This window comes from Pseudoalteromonas shioyasakiensis, assembly GCF_001550135.1.
GTDB lineage: Bacteria > Pseudomonadota > Gammaproteobacteria > Enterobacterales > Alteromonadaceae > Pseudoalteromonas > Pseudoalteromonas shioyasakiensis.
Window position 1 is genome coordinate 92,094 of sequence record NZ_LRUE01000024.1, and the last position, 16,635, is coordinate 108,728.

The 16,635-nt window shown below is 42.5% G+C and carries 16 protein-coding genes; 6 read left to right on the forward strand and 10 right to left on the reverse strand.

The window, feature by feature from the left end; all coding sequences use genetic code 11:
• The first annotated feature begins 27 nt into the window (after positions 1-27).
• Together PASHI_RS19290 and PASHI_RS19295 are read left to right on the forward strand one after the other, a co-directional pair.
• On the forward strand, positions 28-1,245 hold the full coding sequence (locus tag PASHI_RS19290) for a choline transporter (protein ID WP_058586477.1): 1,218 nt from the start codon (positions 28-30) through the stop codon (positions 1,243-1,245).
• Positions 1,246-1,256: 11 nt separating this feature from the next.
• Positions 1,257-1,964 carry a TorF family putative porin gene (locus PASHI_RS19295; RefSeq protein ID WP_062566735.1) on the forward strand — a complete coding sequence of 236 codons (708 nt, stop codon included), beginning with the start codon at positions 1,257-1,259 and terminating at the stop codon, positions 1,962-1,964.
• A 77-nt stretch (positions 1,965-2,041) separates the two neighbouring features.
• On the opposite strand, the gene PASHI_RS19300 is transcribed toward PASHI_RS19295, so the two are convergent.
• From PASHI_RS19300 to PASHI_RS19310, 3 genes are read right to left on the reverse strand one after another with little or no spacing between them, the layout of a single operon-like run.
• On the reverse strand, positions 2,042-2,257 hold the full coding sequence (locus PASHI_RS19300) for a hypothetical protein (RefSeq protein ID WP_054562273.1): 216 nt from the start codon (positions 2,255-2,257) through the stop codon (positions 2,042-2,044).
• Positions 2,258-2,305: 48 nt separating this feature from the next.
• Positions 2,306-3,196, reverse strand: a complete 891-nt coding sequence (locus PASHI_RS19305) for a dienelactone hydrolase family protein (RefSeq protein WP_062566736.1) — start codon at positions 3,194-3,196, stop codon at positions 2,306-2,308.
• A gap of 48 nt (positions 3,197-3,244) precedes the next feature.
• Entirely contained in the window at positions 3,245-4,396 is a 1,152-nt protein-coding gene (locus tag PASHI_RS19310; protein WP_062566737.1) for a hypothetical protein, read from the reverse strand.
• Between the two features lie 127 nt (positions 4,397-4,523).
• On the opposite strand from PASHI_RS19310, the gene PASHI_RS19315 reads away from it, so the two are divergent.
• Positions 4,524-4,988, forward strand: coding sequence for a MarR family winged helix-turn-helix transcriptional regulator (locus PASHI_RS19315; RefSeq protein WP_062566738.1), 465 nt, complete (start codon positions 4,524-4,526; stop codon positions 4,986-4,988).
• An 86-nt stretch (positions 4,989-5,074) separates the two neighbouring features.
• On the forward strand, positions 5,075-5,824 hold the full coding sequence (locus PASHI_RS19320) for an RIO1 family regulatory kinase/ATPase domain-containing protein (protein WP_062566739.1): 750 nt from the start codon (positions 5,075-5,077) through the stop codon (positions 5,822-5,824).
• A gap of 32 nt (positions 5,825-5,856) precedes the next feature.
• Here PASHI_RS19320 and PASHI_RS22380 read toward each other — a convergent pair whose 3' ends face one another.
• The 7 genes from PASHI_RS22380 to PASHI_RS19355 all read right to left on the reverse strand — a co-directional run bounded on the left by PASHI_RS22380 (position 5,857) and on the right by PASHI_RS19355 (position 12,034).
• Positions 5,857-7,269, reverse strand: coding sequence for a family 43 glycosylhydrolase (locus tag PASHI_RS22380; protein ID WP_062566740.1), 1,413 nt, complete (start codon positions 7,267-7,269; stop codon positions 5,857-5,859).
• A gap of 255 nt (positions 7,270-7,524) precedes the next feature.
• Positions 7,525-7,995, reverse strand: coding sequence for a hypothetical protein (locus tag PASHI_RS19330; RefSeq protein WP_062566741.1), 471 nt, complete (start codon positions 7,993-7,995; stop codon positions 7,525-7,527).
• Positions 7,995-9,146 carry a PepSY-associated TM helix domain-containing protein gene (locus PASHI_RS19335; protein WP_156426506.1) on the reverse strand — a complete coding sequence of 384 codons (1,152 nt, stop codon included), beginning with the start codon at positions 9,144-9,146 and terminating at the stop codon, positions 7,995-7,997. The genes PASHI_RS19330 and PASHI_RS19335 overlap by 1 nt, the downstream gene beginning before the upstream one ends.
• A 100-nt stretch (positions 9,147-9,246) precedes the next feature.
• On the reverse strand, positions 9,247-10,086 hold the full coding sequence (locus PASHI_RS19340) for a mechanosensitive ion channel family protein (RefSeq protein ID WP_062566743.1): 840 nt from the start codon (positions 10,084-10,086) through the stop codon (positions 9,247-9,249).
• Positions 10,087-10,119: 33 nt separating this feature from the next.
• Positions 10,120-10,830, reverse strand: a complete 711-nt coding sequence (locus PASHI_RS19345) for an LrgB family protein (RefSeq protein ID WP_062566744.1) — start codon at positions 10,828-10,830, stop codon at positions 10,120-10,122.
• Complete coding sequence (locus tag PASHI_RS19350; RefSeq protein ID WP_062566745.1) at positions 10,820-11,173, reverse strand: CidA/LrgA family protein; 354 nt, start codon at positions 11,171-11,173, stop codon at positions 10,820-10,822. The genes PASHI_RS19345 and PASHI_RS19350 overlap by 11 nt, the downstream gene beginning before the upstream one ends.
• 69 nt (positions 11,174-11,242) lie before the next feature.
• Entirely contained in the window at positions 11,243-12,034 is a 792-nt protein-coding gene (locus PASHI_RS19355) for a crotonase/enoyl-CoA hydratase family protein (protein ID WP_062566746.1), read from the reverse strand.
• 258 nt (positions 12,035-12,292) lie between these two features.
• On the opposite strand from PASHI_RS19355, the gene PASHI_RS19360 reads away from it, so the two are divergent.
• Both PASHI_RS19360 and PASHI_RS19365 read left to right on the forward strand, forming a co-directional pair.
• Positions 12,293-13,495, forward strand: coding sequence for an efflux RND transporter periplasmic adaptor subunit (locus tag PASHI_RS19360; RefSeq protein WP_240701474.1), 1,203 nt, complete (start codon positions 12,293-12,295; stop codon positions 13,493-13,495).
• A 9-nt stretch (positions 13,496-13,504) separates the two neighbouring features.
• Complete coding sequence (locus tag PASHI_RS19365) at positions 13,505-16,618, forward strand: efflux RND transporter permease subunit (protein WP_062566747.1); 3,114 nt, start codon at positions 13,505-13,507, stop codon at positions 16,616-16,618.
• Positions 16,619-16,635 lie beyond the last annotated feature (17 nt).

The window sequence follows — 16,635 nt, forward strand, 5'->3', positions numbered from 1 at the left end:
ATTATTACTTATTTTGGGGGGGTAACTATGACCTTTTGGCTTAGTGCTGGCATCATTTTTACCCTGTTAGCAATTGCGGTTATTTTATTTAAATGGGGTACGGTTAGGTGTGTTGGCGTCACACCGGTTAGAACGTTTACGTTCATTGCAATTTTATTTACATCGGGCCTAGATGTTGGCTTGATTATGTTTCCACTGACAGAGTTTGCAGGTTATGCAGACATAAAAGCAAGCCCAGAGTATGCGTTTGCCAATCCTCTAGCCATCGAATTTGGTTATTGGGGCTTCTTGATCTGGGGATTTTATTTCCTTACGTGCTTTTATTTCTGTGTAATAGAACCCAAAGTAAAGTTCTTTGAAATTGCTTGGGTAAAACTAATTAATAACATCGTTATTATTGGTACATGCGCATTTACTGCATTTTTATTGCTGTCGAATTTACCTTGGTATTTGCCGTCACTTGGTGATGGTGAGTCAATTATTCCGACATTCTACTTAATGGTGTTTGCAGCGATTTGTTTTGCTGTTTATTCGAGCACAGACATTAAGTATGTACGCTTTTTAAGTATTTCTACTACTTGGTTGTTTATCGCTTTAATCGCATTTATGTGGTTCGGTGCCTTTGTTGGTTCTGATGCACAAACATCAGCATTTGTTGATAACCTTGCGTTGATCGGCGGTTACTTCGGCAATATCAATGAATTTATATTACCGCTGAATGATTACCATGCCTTCTACCTGTTTTGGTGGTTTGCTTGGAGCATCATGATTGGTCAATTTACCTCACGTTTTGTGGGTGGTTTAAAAACTTACCAAGTGCTGGCGGCTATGTTGATTTTCCCGTCTATTCCAATCGCTATCTGGTTTAGTGTTTTGTATCAATATCATGAAGCGGGTATTGCAACAGCAGGCCTGAAAAACATCGCTATGGTGTTTGTTGGTGTGGTGTTTGTGATCAACTCACTTGATTCTTTGATCCGTTTATACACAGATAACCTAAACTTAACGGTGAAACGTTTAGGTAAATTTAATTATATTGCCTTAAATGTGGTGGCACTTTCATTATTAACCCTGCTGTTTAAGTTCGACTTTTTACAGATCCAATGGGTTGGTGCGCTCGTTATTGCGTTATTTTTCGGCTGTGCTGCGTTCATTGGCTACAGCAAGTTAAAAACAGTGAAAAATATCGAAGGTTCACCAAAAGACAATAAATTAGATTACACAAAAATAGAAACAGTTAGCTAAGGGAAACCAACATGACAACAAGACAAACAGTATTAGCAGCAGCGTTGCCATTGGCATTACTATCGACATCAGCCATGGCTGACTTATCGACTACGGTTACATTGGCATCAGATTACACCTTCAATGGTGTAAGCCAAACTATGAATGACCCAGCGATTCAGGGCAGCTTAGATTATGCTTTTGCAGATTCAGGTATGTATGTAGGTACGTGGGCTTCAAATGTAGATTTTGGCGATGGCACCGACATCGAGTGGGATGCGTATTTTGGTAACTATGCTGAGTTAACTGACGCCCTTAGTGTTGATTATGGTATTGCTTATTACTCTTACCATGGTGAAGATTACTCAAGCGATGGCAACTACCCTGAAGTGTATTCTAAATTTGGTTATGCCAGCAGCATTGGTCAAGTAGAGCTTAACTTTTGGTATACTTGGGATTACTTTGGTACTGGTGCAGGCCATTTAATCTACATGGTAGCGCACACATTTGAAGTAGCGCCAAATCATGCAATTCGTGCCAGCTTTGATGTATCTAATTCACTAGATGGCGATAAGTTTAGCTGGGATGGCAGTGATAAGTCATACAAGCATTATCGTTTGGCGTATCAAACGAGCTATGCGGGCTTTAATATTGAAATTGCAGGTGAGAATACCAGCATTGATTCTGAGTACGCAGACGAGCGAATTGTTGCGTCTATTTCACGTAGCTTTGATTTATAAGTAGCGTTTTATTGTAAGGCTTTAAAATGAAACGGCTAACCTTAGTTAGCCGTTTTTTTATGTCTAGAATTTGATAATTAAATCTCTTCGCCTTCGTGTTGCATCGCTAAATCATCAAGCTCTGCAAGAGTGTAATCAAAACCACTGGTATCGACTTCGTAGCGTATTTTCACGCCATAACCACCTTGGCAAAGACTCGCCGTGACCTTAGCCACTGACCAATGCTTAAGCTTGTTTAAAAACCGATTGGCGGTTTGCTGTGAGTCAAAGCGATAACTGACTTGCGATTCCATCTCTTTTCTAGCCTAAAATTTTTTCGAGAGTGTATGAAATTGCTCTGTTTAAATCAATTGCTCATTGAAAAACGCCAATGTGCGCTGCCATGAAAGCTCCGCCTGTTTTTCATCATAACGAGAAGTAGAGTCGTTATGAAAACCATGATTTGCTTGCTCATACATGTGCATAGTGTAAGGCACTTGATGCGCTTTTAAGTCGCTCTCGTATTCTGGCCATGTTGCATTAACGCGTTTATCAAATTCAGCTAAGTGTACTAGTAGTGGGGCTTTGATATTTTGTCTGAGTTCTTTAACGGCAGGAGTGCCGTAATAAGGCACGCCCGCATCAATTAATTTGCTATCAACTCCTGCTAAGTAGTTAACCATATAGCCACCAAAGCAAAAGCCTACCGCACCAAGTTTGCCGTTACTATTTGGGTGTCTTTTTATGTATTCTGCTGCGGCGATAAAGTCTTGTTGGATTTTTTGTTTATCCATAGAGCGCTGCATGGCGCGGCCTTCATCGTCATTGCCAGGGTAGCCACCAAGAGGGTGTAATGCATCTGGCGCAAAGGCAATAAAACCGGCTTTGGCAAGGCGGCGAGCAACATCTTTAATGTAAGGGTTTAAGCCTCTGTTTTCGTGGATCACTAACACTATTGGGTGCTTACCAGTTAAATTAGCGGGTTCGACTAAATAGCCTTTACCTTCGCCGTGACCTTTAAACGAATCAAAGGTTTTATAACTGGCTTTGATATCAGGGTCATTAAAGGATACTTGCTCAGCTAATGCGTAGTTTGGCAGTAAAGCGCTACTTAGCATTGCCATTGAATAACCAAGGGCGACTAAGCCACCCAGTTTTTTCATAAAGGTGCGACGGTCCATTAAGCCATGGGCGTATTCATCGTACCAATCGAAAGCTTCTTGGGGAATGTGGTTATGGCGTTGCTCAGTCATACTTATATCCTTTAAAAACGAGTTAGGTTTATAACTTTAGCTGAAATATCAGCGATTAACAGCCAGTTGCTTTGTTTGTATTACCACGTCCATAAAGCGGCGCTGCCAAATGGCCTTAAAGGCTTTGTTAAATAGGTATAAAAATATTAGCGGCATTAATAACAGCTTTAAAATCAGTAGTGACAAGATATTCAAAAAGTCGATAAATAAGTCTTCGACGGCAGCCACCATGTTGCTTATGCCAGAGGTGACGGTATCGATAATTTTACTCACCTGCGACGATTGGTCTTGATTGAGTGATGCGTTAAGGTTTTCTAGTTGTTCGTTTAAGGCGTCTTTGTCAAGATTCAGCTGTCTTTGCTGGTTTAGTACTGCATTAAACTGCGCTGTTAATTGCTGTTTTTTATCAAGTAATGGCTTGGCTTGTTCAAGCTCAGTAAAGGTCAGTCGCTCAGACAAGCTGCGAGTTGCTTGAATCGCCTCTATTTGGCTATCAACCTCTGCCAGCTTAACTTTGAGTTCTGTCGCTTGCTGGTGGTTTTTTATCTGCTGCTCATTTAATAGTGAGAGCTTGTCGAAGATGGTTTGTTTTTCACTATCGACCTCGGCCTTTAGCTTGGCAGATAGGGCTGAGGTATTATTTGCACTGCTATTCACCGTATCGACTTTTTCGCTCACGATTTCACTTTGCTGGTTTATTTGCTCATCTAAGAATATTTGACTAACAAAACCAGTTGTAAGTACTACTGCTGGCACTAAAAAGCGAATTAAAATCAGGCTCGCCATAATTTTATGACGCAAGTTAGGTAAGAAGTTACGCCATTCACAAATAAAGTAAGCGACGACCGAAACAGTAAAAACACCACTAAAAATAACCCCAGAAGAAATGGTGTATAAAATGCGCTGTAAAAATAACGAGCCTATAGCAAGGCGCATAGCATCCGACATGTATTCAGCTAGGTCATTGACTGGGTCGAGTAGTTGTGCAGGTTGAATACTCGCAATACCAATGCCCACTTCGGCTGATTGCAATAGTGATATAGCAGCATTAACTGTACGAGATGAAGCGTACACTAAGGTTGATTGTACAAGGGCGCTGTCGATAAAGCGCATAATGAAATGGTTATAATGCTCTAGCCAACAAAGAAGTAGCAGTATTGTAAGAGATAAATACTTGATAATATGTTGTTTAGTTAGCATAACGCCCCCGACAGTTAGTACGCTTCTTCACGCTACACTATTCATAGCCGTTGAAGCAATCTAATAGGATTGAATTTTTTTGCCGATTAACTGTCTATGAATTGCTATTCATCGCTTTAGAGGAAATATGAAAGAACCTGCATCAATTGGCCAGTGCTGTATTGAAGATTTAGATCCCGTGCAAGACTTAGGTCGCTTAGTCTCTTACTTACGTTCAAATCTGGTGACTCATCTTGATAATGCGTTAGAGGATAAAGAGTTAACTTCGGCTCAGTACATTGTGGTTGTGCTACTTGCGCGTGGTAAAGTAAATACCTTGGCTGAGCTGTGTGAGCACATGATGTATGACCGTGGTGCCATGAGTCGGTTACTTTCTCGTTTAGAAGACAAGGGCTTAGTTGCTAAAAAGCAGTCAGTTGAAGATCGCCGTTCAACTCTTTTATGCCTGACTGAAAAAGGCCAACAGCTTTACCCGGAAATTTTACCCACTGTAAATGATATCTATCGCAAAGCACTCACAGGCTTCTCTGATGATGAGCAAGAGCAACTCGCTAGCTTGTTGTTTAGAGCAATTCATAATTTAAAAGCATAAATTTCTCTAAGCGGTACATTGTCGCTGTAGACGCATTTTGATAATATAGTTGCCTAGGCATTTAATTTTAACAAGTCCGGGTTGTTATGTTTGAATCATCTTTGCTTGCAGAGCTTCACGCTCAATTTCCAGCTCATCAATTTAGCCCAGAAGGTTTGTCGGTTGTTCACACAGGCCGCTTTGCCAATGCCATTGTTTATCGTTATAAAGACGCGAAATTTGATTTAATTATTAAAGATTTTCAGCACAGCCCATGGTGGGTGAGAAAAACCATCGCGCCGCTTTTTATCAATCAAGAGTACAAAGGGCTGGCACGCCTGCAAGACGTAGACGGAGTGGTTGATAACTTTTGCCGCTTGTCATCGATTGCCATTGCTTATGACTTTATTGAAGGCACGCCACTTCGCCAGCTTGCCTTGCAACAGCAGCATTTACCGAGTGAGTTCTTTAAAGAATTTGAGCGTTTGGTAGCAAAAATGCACCGCCGTGGCGTGGTGCACCTCGATTTACGTAATTTAGGTAATGTTATTTGTTCAAAAGACGGCAAGCCTTACATTATTGATTTTCAGTCAGCGATTCGCTTTGCACGCTTTCCGCGCTGGTTACAGCGTTTTATGCGTGGTGCCGATATGAGTGGGGTTTATAAAGCATGGCATAAGTTAGCCAAAGACTCGTTACCGCAAGCAAAGGCTGATTATTTGCACGACTTTAATCATGTGCGTAAGCGTTGGATTTTTAAAGGTTACCCGATTCAACGTGCCTATTTGTGGTGTAGCGGGGCAGTAACTCAGATTCTTAATTCTGAATTTGTTCGCAGTATATTAGATAGATTGTAAAAAGCGCGCTTGCACGCGCTTAGTGGGGAGAACTAGTATTTAGGCCAACCATTAGCATCCCAATTCAGGGTGCTGATGAGCAATTTAGGGGTGCCATTATCACCTGCATCATAAGCATGACGAACAATCACATCGGTATTTAAAATGTCTTGTCCACCCGGACCTACCCATTGGCTATTGCCCGCATCTAGAATGCTCCCGCCGCTAGCTAGCATGTCGGTGCCATTTTTATCTAGGTATGGACCGCGGATGTCACTAGAGCGGCCATACGCAATACGGTAAGTACTATTCGTGCCATCACAGCATTTGCCAACTGAAACAAACAAATAGTAGTAGCCTTGGCGATACACTATGGTAGGTGCTTCGATACCACCAGAGCGACTTGCTAAAGAGTAGATTTGACCAAATGGTTTCATGGTTATTGGGTTAATACGCGTTAGTTTAATACCCGAATTCCATGAGCCAAAGGCAAGCCAAGGTGCACCATCTTTTGCTACCACCAGATCAGGGTCAATGGCGTTATAATTATTGCTATTGGTCGTGTTAATTACTAAACCATCATCACGCCAATCACCGGCTGCTACACTACTTGCTGAGGTAAGACCAATAGCGCTGACACGTGAACCAAAGGTCGAAATCGAATAATAAAGCCAGCTACGACCATTGTAGCTTTTTAATTCAGGCGCCCAGACATCAATTCCATCATGATCTGGCACATAGTTACTCCACCAGCTTAAACCATTTGAAAAAATTGGTAGGGCATCATTCCAATCTACACCGTTACTTGAATATTTACCGTAGATACCAGGGCCTGTTTGAAAAACCCACCAAGTGCCATTTTCATAGCCAAGGGTTGGATCGTGGGTGACTAAATTACCAGTAAGTGGCCAGTGATCTGCAGCGCCATTGGTTGTGGATGGATCCCAAGGGGTTGATTCAACATTAGCAAGCTTGGTTAGCTGCCACTGCTGTGCATCGCTGCCGTTGTAGCTCCACTGGCTAATATTCGCGCCATCGTTGCCATCAAAAGCATAAAGGTCGAGTGCCTTACCACTGTGATCGTTAATGAAGCTGTAATAGCCGCTACCTTCATCATTAATATGCCAGTGTTGGCTGGCAAGATTAGCGTACTCATATTGCACCACATTGCCGCCATCGGCAGTCGAGAAGTCAAACACTTCTAGGGCTTTACCACTATTTAAGTTAATAACCGAATAGTTGCTGCCACCTATGTTGGTGATTAACCAGCGCTGGGTGTCGTGATTCGTGTCAGCCCATTGACTAACATTCGCACCATCGTTGGTTTGCGCGCTGGCTACTTCAACAAACTTAGCACTGTACTTTGATTTAATGGTGTATACGCCATTATCAATCGCATAAGCAGTGGGCAGTATGAGGGTTGTTGCCAAGCTGAGCGCAGCTAGCGCTTTTTTTGAAAGTATCATTGTGTCTCCAAATCATTGTTATTGAGCTTTCCTTGTGTGTTTTGCTCCTTGGATTAGTTTTGATCTACAGCTAATAACTCAATTAAGAGCATTGGTGCAAATGAAAACTATTTATAATACTTTATTATATTATTACTTTTGTAAAGGTGAACGGTAAAATTAATTAACAAAAATTTTACCTTTAACCATTTTGGAAGGGACTTGAGTGTTTAGCTGAGATACAAAAAAGCCACTCAGTGAGTGGCTTTTCGGATGTTATTGAGTAATAAACTGGCTGGGAATATCCCATTTGAGGGTATGCAGTTGGCCTTGCCAAGTTTGGATGGTGATCCACAGTTTATCATCTGCTGATATGGTTTTGGGAGCTATCGCATGGGCGTGCTGACCATGATTGGTGCCATGCATTATGCCTTCTTCATCTTTAGCAAACTCCGTTAGTGGTAAAGGCGCTTGGCCAATATTTAAATACGCCTGACGAACATTGCTTAAGTCACCTTGATTAAAGGCGATAAAGAAATCTTTCACATACTCATTGTGGTGTGAATACGGGGCGTCTTCATTAAGCGGCATTGGAGCGATTTTAAATTCGCCCGCTTGTTGTTCTTGCCAAAGTGCAGGAAACTGAGGATTCAATGACTGATAAATATACCATACAGGTAAAGCCAATATCACAGCATGTAAAACATACTTTTTACGTTGCCACCAAGTTGCTTGTAAACGAGCCATTAGTTTGCCTCCTGAACGTTATTCACTGGCGCAGCTTGGCGCGCTTTTACAGGTTTTTTATTTACTAATTTTGCGGCATACATCATAAAGCCAGTGATCGACATACCACTTAAAATCAAACCAAAGATAAACCAAATAACCTTTGTCCACAGACCGCCAATATTACCGTAATGCAGCGGATCGGCGATATGCGAAAGGGTGAGTAGTCCCGACATTGTTTCTGGGCTCTTGCTTGCTGCAATTTCACCTGTCCAAGGATTGATTGAAGTTGAGTAAGCGTAGTTATCGTAGAAAATAGTATCGCCACTGCCCATGATATTAAACATGCCGCGGTTATGCTCTGGCAGCATCACATAACTAGGTTTGAAATCTGGGTATTTCTCTTTGGTAATTGCCAGTGCCGCTTTTAAGTCGGTTGGTGGTGTTTGTTTTTCTGCAGGTAAAGTTGAAACCGCCACTAGCGGTGCATGCTCTTCTATGTCTATTTCGTTATGCCACATGATGGCTTGCACTAAATACCACAGGCCTGTGAGTGCCATTACTGCCATAAACCAAATTGACCAAACGCCACTTAAGGTATGTAAATCTTTTAGAAAGGTTTTTTTACCTTGGTTAAAACGTAGTTTTGGCTGACTAAATGCGCGCCAAAAGTTTTTATAAATCACTAAACCAGTTACTAGTGCACCCAAAAGGACAAAAGCCATGGCGCTGACGAGGTAGTAACCTACGCTGTAACCTTCTTGCCAAGGAAAGAATAGCCAGCCGTGTAGGGTACGCATAAATTCAATGAATGAGATAGTGTCATTAACCGCTTGTACTTCGCCGGTGTATTGATTGACGTAAGCCACAGCATAAGGTTTGTCGGTGTCTGTAAAAATAACCGCATTAACCAAGTAAGGCTCATAAGTAAGTACACTCATTACATCGGCAGTCGGATAGGCTTTTTCAACGCTATTAATAACTTGATCAACACCAAGTGCTGGTAAATCATTTGGGTTGTTTGCACGTGCTTCACTGTTGGTCAGCCAAGTAAGCTCATGGCTTATAACCGACACAGTACCTGTGACGCAGATAAAGCAAAATAGCACCCATACAGGGAGCGAAAACCAACCATGTAGTTGGAACCAAAGACGTTTACTCATGGTAAAAATAGCCCGACGTTAATTGATGATAGTAATTGTTATCATTTAAATTGTACTACAATCTTTTGAACAAACACAATCTCTGTCGACGAGCTGCAAAAAAGGCGCTTTAAGCGCCTTTATCATTAGTTTGATTGAGGGTAACAATTCGTTGTGGGAAAGGAATTTCGATATCTGCTCCTTGAATTGCTTTAAATACATTGCGGTTCACCGCTAATTTGGTCTCAATAATTTTGGTGGTTGGCACCCAAAAGCGATAGCTCAAGGTAACACCGCTCTCAGCAAAACGCTCAATACCGACTTGTGCATGAGGAGAGTCACTAACTAGTTCATGCTCGTCTAACACTTTTTCGATAAGCTCAATAGCGAGATCTGCATTGGCATCATAAGCGATGTCAATTTCACCTTTAACTAATGAATAGCTAAACGAGTTATGTAAAATCTCACCAACAATATGTTTGTTAGGAATGGTGATTTCGACTTTTTCTTCGTTAATCAGAATTGTGTGACCAAGCTCAATGGTTTTAACTTGCCCACTAACGCCTTTTACTTCAATAGTATCGCCAACAACAAATGGCCTTGTTGCAATGATAGCAAGGCCCGCACCATAGTTTGAAAGCATGCCTTGCATTGCTAAACCTGCACCGAGTGATGCAGCACCAATGGCAGCGACAAATGGGGTCACGCTTATACCAATTTTGCCAAGGGCAATAACCAAGAACATGATGATCAGCAATACTTTTATGACATTACTGACAAAGTTGGTGAGGGTAATATCGATATTGTGACGCTGCATGAGGCCAGCAACCATATTCGATGCTTTTTGCGCAATCCATAAACCAATAAATAGAATTAAGATGGCACCTAAAATTTGCATACTGTAGGTGACCAAATATTCCATAATCAGATTGTAGTATTTTTCGACTTGCTGAATTTCTGAGTCAATCATGTGTTTTCCTAACAAGGTTACTGCGAATTCTGACTATACCAGAACATGCTGAATAACAGGATAAAGTATCGGCACTATTATAGCGCTGAGAAGCGCACTTAATGCCATCGCCACAGAGGCAAAGGCACCGGCTTTTGGCTGATCACTAATCAGTGATGCTGTGCCAATGGCATGGCAAGCGGTACCAATAGCAACACCTTTTGCTTGGGCGTTGCGGATATTGATAAGCGAGAAAATCAAATTACCAAATATAGCCCCAAGTACGCCAATAAAAATCACCATAGCTGCCGCTAAAGAAGGTATTCCGCCTAGCGACTCTGTCACTAACAAGGTGATAGGGGTTGTTACAGATAAACTTGCTAAAGATGCGCTTAACTGTGCAGGGGCTGCAAAAACATAGCATATTAGCGAGGCCACCAAGGTGGCATTGATCACCCCTAAGCTGCAACTTATGAGGATTAGCAGCAGGTTCTTTTTTACGTGGATAAATTGCTGATAAAGCGGTAAAGCCAGTGCCACAATGGCAGGCTCAAGCAACCAGCTTAAAACTTTACTTTGCTCGGCAAAAGGCTCATAGGGGAGCTTTAGTGCCACTAACAAGGCTGCAGTTAATATAATTGCCCAGCACACAGGATTACTAAGCGCTTTGGCAGTGGCATGCTGGGTTTTCGCGTTTAAAAAACGCAGTACTAAGAAAAGCGCAATAATGCACGGAACGCAGAGCCACCATAAACTAACTGTCATTTTCACGGCCCTTAAAATAGGCGATAACAGCGCCTATGAGTAAAACACTGGTCAGTGGCACGACTATAAAAATAGTCAGTAATAAAGGCCAGTTCTGCGAAATTAAACCTAGATGCTCAATTATGCCAACCCCTGCAGGGATGAAGAACAACGGCATGTAATTAAGTAAAGGGCTGGCAGCTGGTTTTAAATGTTTCTCTTTTACGAGGCCTGTTAACAGTAGCACGAGCAGTAACACCATACCGAGTAATGGGGCAGGGAAAGAGCTTTCAAGCAAAGCCGTTAAAAACTTGGCAACGGCTAAGCAGGTAAGAATAATGACACTACTGATAAGGTATTTCATGAGTCAGGATAATTGCGAATAAAGTACAACTACATCATACCCTTGTCAGTTGTACTATGCGACTTTAGCTTACCATGATTTGGCATTATTAAATTGAATATCCTCTGCACCTTTCGCCTTTGCAATCGCCTTTTTAGTATTAGGGTTCATCAGTAAGCGAATTTGACTCCAGGTTTCTTTAGCGAGAATCTTACGCTGCTGTGAACGGTAGCTTTGCTGAGTAATTCGTTTAATTGCTGCCAGAGTATCTGGCGAGCGCGCTAGTAGCGTTTCTAGTACGGTATCGGTTTGTTTATCAACGTCATCAGTGAGCTGTGTAACTAAGCCATACTCCTTAGCATCTTCAGCAGAGACAGGCCCTGCATGACTTGCTAACCAAAGTGCTTGGTCACGCTTCATTAAACCTGCAAGCACCACGTTAGCCCCCATGTCAGGGCATAAGCCCCAACGAGCTTCCATGATCGCTAATTTAGCGTTTTTATCGACGATGCGGTAATCAGCACCGAGTGCGATTTGCATACCGCCACCAAAGCAGTGTCCGGTTACTTTTGCAATCACAGGAATACTTAAGTCTTGCCAACCTAGCACTACTTTTTGCGCTAAATTTTGGTTTCCTGGTAACCACTTGAATAAAAGCTTGATGATATTGCTTGGCTTTTTCATCACCGCAGCAACATCCAGTCCAGAGCAAAAGTGTTCGCCTTCGCCAGAGATAACCACCGCACGTAAGCTGCGATCACGTTTAATTTTTTTGATTACGTTTGAAAGCTCGACAAACATGGCAAAACTCAGCGCATTTTGTTTCTCTGGACGAGCAAGGCTAACCCATGCGACTTGTTGTTTTATTTCTAGCTTTATCATGGTAACTCCTCTGACCTGTTTGCTAGAGCTTACGAGTTAATTACAACTAAGTAAAGAATTGCTGATGTGTCGCAAAGAATCATTATATTTTCCAAAAATGGGTAACCTTGTCATATATTTAGTTACAAATTGGTGTATATTTTTAAAACAAAGATGCTAGTTCATCGCTAGTTTGATTTTGTGATTAGTTAGATACTTTCGCAAAATCCCATGACACGACTAGACTTAGCTTTAAGTCGCGCTACAAGGAGTAAATATATGCTGATGCGCAAAACAGCTCGCATAACAAAACAATCATCTCGTTCTTTGGCTTTTGCTGCAATTTCTGTCGCATTAACAACCACATTGGTTGGCTGTTCAGATGATAAAGCACAACAACAAGCTACGCCGCCACCGGCTGTATCAGTATTTAATGTCGTTACACAAGAAGTTGGTAATTACCGAGAATTTGTCGCGCGTACTGAAGCATTCCAAGAGGTTGCGATTAGAGCCCGTGTTGAGGGGGAACTTATTGAACGTCACTTTAATGAAGGCTCATCGGTTGAAAAAGATCAGCTCTTACTGCGTATTGACCCATCTGAGTACCGCTCGACTGTGTCAGAAGCTGAGGCTGATTTAAAAAGTAAAATTGCCGCAGCAGGCGCCGCTGAACGTGATTTAAAACGCGGCAAAGATGTGGCTGCGCAAGGTTTTATTTCACAATCAGACCTCGATAAACTAACCACTAATTTTGAGCAAACCACCGCAGCTGTTAAAGCCGCAGAAGCTGAACTTGAAAAAGCAAAACTTAACCTAAGTTATACCGAAATTCGTGCGCCGTTTGCAGGGCGTATTGGTAAAGTGAACTATGATGTGGGGAATATTGTTGGGCCATCATCCAATGAGCTTGCGGAGCTGACCGATGTAGACCCAATTTATGTAAGTTTTCAGGTTGAAGAAGCTGACTACATCTCTTATCGCCAAAATCATCAAGCACCGTCAGATAAAGACCCTCGAGATGTGCCTATCGATTTAACTTTACGCTTACCGAATAACTCGACCTTTCCTGATAAAGGCGTACTTGATTTTGCTGATACCAAAATTAACCGCAATACAGGCACGGTTGAGCTTAGAGCCGCTTTTGATAACCCAGATGGCATTGTCATGCCGGGCTTATTTGTCACCTTGATCGTTGAAAGCACCAATAAACAAGACTTGGCACTCATTCCTCAAGTAGCGGTACAAGAAAACCAGCAAGGTAAGTTTGTGCTTGTTGTTGATGACGAAAACAAAGTGGCTATGCGGATTGTTAAACTGGGTCGACGTATTAATGCGATGTGGGTGGTTGAGTCAGGCTTAGAGGCTGGTGAAAAAGTCATTATTGAAGGTTTACAAAAGGTACGCCAAGGCGCTGAAGTGAAAGCTGTTGAAAAAAATGTCGATGAAACAACCGGCACTATTTCTAGCAAAGCTAACTCTTAGGAGTGAGATATGATCAGTAAAACTTTTATATCTCGCCCAAAATTTGCCTTGGTAATTTCGATTGTTATTACCATTGCGGGTTTAATTTCAATGGCCTTGCTGCCAGTGAATATGTATCCGCAAATTACCCCTCCGCAAGTACAAATTAGTGCTAGTTACCCAGGTGCAAGTGCGCAAATTGTAGAAGAGTCGGTGATCCGGCCCATAGAAGAGCAAGTTAATGGCGTTGAAGATATGATGTACATCGAATCAACATCGTCTAATAATGGCACGGCCAACATAACTGTTTATTTTAAGGTCGGCACAGATACAGATATTGCCCAAGTTAATGTGCAAAACCGTGTGGCACTTGCTGAAGCAGGCTTACCTGAAGAGGTTAAACGGCAAGGTGTGTCGGTTAAGAAAAAATCGAGCTCAATGCTACTCGGTATCAACTTGTACTCTAACCAAGAAAATATCGACGCTATTTTCTTAAGCAACTATGCAACCAACTACTTAACCGAGCCTCTTGGCCGTATAAATGGAGTTGCATCTGCTGAGGTAATGGGTGAACAAACCTATTCAATGCGCTTGTGGTTACGCCCAGATCGAATGGCATCACTGGGTTTAACTGTGTCAGAGGTTCAAGCAGCGCTACAAGAGCAAAATACTATCGTAGCAGCAGGTAAACTCGGGGCTGCACCCTCTGCACCGAGCCAGCAATTTGAATATTCGATTCAGGCAAAAGGGCGCTTAAAAACCCCTGAAGAGTTTGGTCAAACTATTATTCGCTCGAGTAAAGATGGTAACTTTGTGCGCCTGCATGATATTGCCCGAATTGAATTAGGTGCAGCAAGCTACAGCACAACAGCAAAGTTAAACCAGCAAGACACTGCATTTATTGTTATTTATCAGCTAACAGAAGCGAATGCGACGCAAGTTGCCAACGATGTAAAAGCACGTATGGCAGAGCTGGCTAAACAGTTACCTGATGGTGTTGAGTACTCAATTCCTTATGACACCACAGAGTTCATCAATCGCTCGATTGATGAAGTGGTCGTCACCCTTGTCCAAGCGGTTGGCTTGGTTATTTTAGTGGTATTTTTATTCTTACAAAATTGGCGCGCTACGCTCATTCCAACGGTGGCTATTCCGGTATCTTTGGTGGGGACTTTCGCGTTTATGATGATGATGGATTACTCCATCAACTTAATCACCTTGTTTGGTTTAGTGCTTGCAATAGGTATTGTGGTTGATGATGCCATTATCGTTATTGAAAACGTTGAACGAATACTTAAAGAAGAAAAGCTGCCAATTAAAGAAGCGGTTACCAAAGCGATGGAGCAGGTATCTGGGCCGATAGTGGCAACAACCCTAGTTTTGCTTGCGGTGTTTGTGCCAGTAGGCTTTATGCCGGGAATAACCGGGGAGCTTTATAAGCAATTTTCGGTGACGATTTCATTTGCAGTACTCATTTCATCTTTAAATGCACTGACATTAAGCCCTGCTTTGTGTGCTTTATTGTTAAGTGAAAAAGCCATGAAGCCGATTAAATGGCTAGCCCCGTTTGAAAACATCATTACCCGCTCAACCAATGGTTACAGTAAAGTTATTAACTTTATCCTCAAACGTACAGCGAGAATGGCACTGTTTGCGGTGGTTATTTTTGCTGCTGCAGGGTGGCTAGTAAAAACAGTGCCTACAGGCTTTGTACCAGCAGAAGACCAAGGCTTTCTTTTTGTTGATGTGCAATTACCTGATGCCGCAGCAAGCGGCCGTACCCAAGATGTAATGCATAAGTTGGGGGATATTGTTAAAAATGAACCAGCGGCAACCGATTTTATTGCGGTTTCTGGTTTTTCATTACTCGGTGGTGCGGGTTCTAATAATGCGCTTGGTATCGTAGTACTTAAAGACTGGGAAGAACGAACTAGCCCTGAGCTTGGTTTACGAGCGGTACTAACGCGCTTAATGGGTCAGTTCTGGGCTATGCCTGATGCGCAAATCATGGCCTTTAACCCGCCTTCAATACCTGGACTTGGTACAAGTGCTGGCTTTGAGTTTAGGTTACAAGACAGTGAAGGGCGTGAGCCTGCTGAGCTTGCTCAAGTATTAAATGGTTTGATTTATGAAGCGAACCAGCGCCCAGAGCTATCAAATGTTTACAGTACATTTAGAGCGAATGTGCCACAGTATTTCCTTGAAATTGACCGTAATAAGGCAAAAGCTCAAGGGGTCGCGCTTAGCGATATTTTCTTAACCTTGCAGGCGCAACTGGGCTCGTTATACATTAATGACTTCAACCAATTTAGCCGTACTTACCGCGTTATCATGCAGGCGGAAAGCCGTTTTCGTCAAAACCCTGCAGACTTACAATACTACTATGTACGTAATGATGAGGGAGCAATGGTGCCGCTCACTACATTGGCTAAACTTGAGCCAATTCTGGGCCCAACAAGCTTAACGCACTTTAACTTATACCGCAGTGCAAGCATTAGCGGACAACCTGCGGCGGGGTATGCCAGTGGTGATGCCATTAAAGCAATGCAAGAGCTGGCCGAGCAATTACCTACAGGCTATGTATATGAGTGGGCAGGGCAGTCTAAGCAAGAGATTGAAGCGGGTAACATGGCGCCAATCTTGTTTGGCTTAGCGGTGGTATTTGTGTATCTATTCTTGGTTGCGCAATACGAAAGTTGGACAATTCCGTTCTCAGTCATTGCAGCGGTGCCGCTGGCATTATTTGGTGCCATGCTTGCGCTGTATGTAATTGGCATGGAAAACAACATCTATGCGCAGGTTGGTTTAGTGCTACTGATTGGCCTATCCACCAAAACCGCTATTTTGATTGTTGAATTTGCTATGGAAGAACGCGCGGCAGGCAAAAGTATTTTTGAAGCGGCTCTTAACGCGGCAAGATTACGTTTTAGAGCGGTGTTGATGACGGCACTGTCGTTTGTACTTGGCGTATTACCATTGGTGTTTGCAAGTGGCGCAGGAGCAGGTAGTCGAATATCACTCGGTATTACTGTGTTATTCGGGATGTTAGCTGCAACCATTTTTGGCACCTTACTTGTTCCTCTATTCTATACACTCGTGCAATCAATGCGCGAAAAAATAAAAGGCACAGCAAGTGCTGAGTAAAATCTGTTATTAATTAC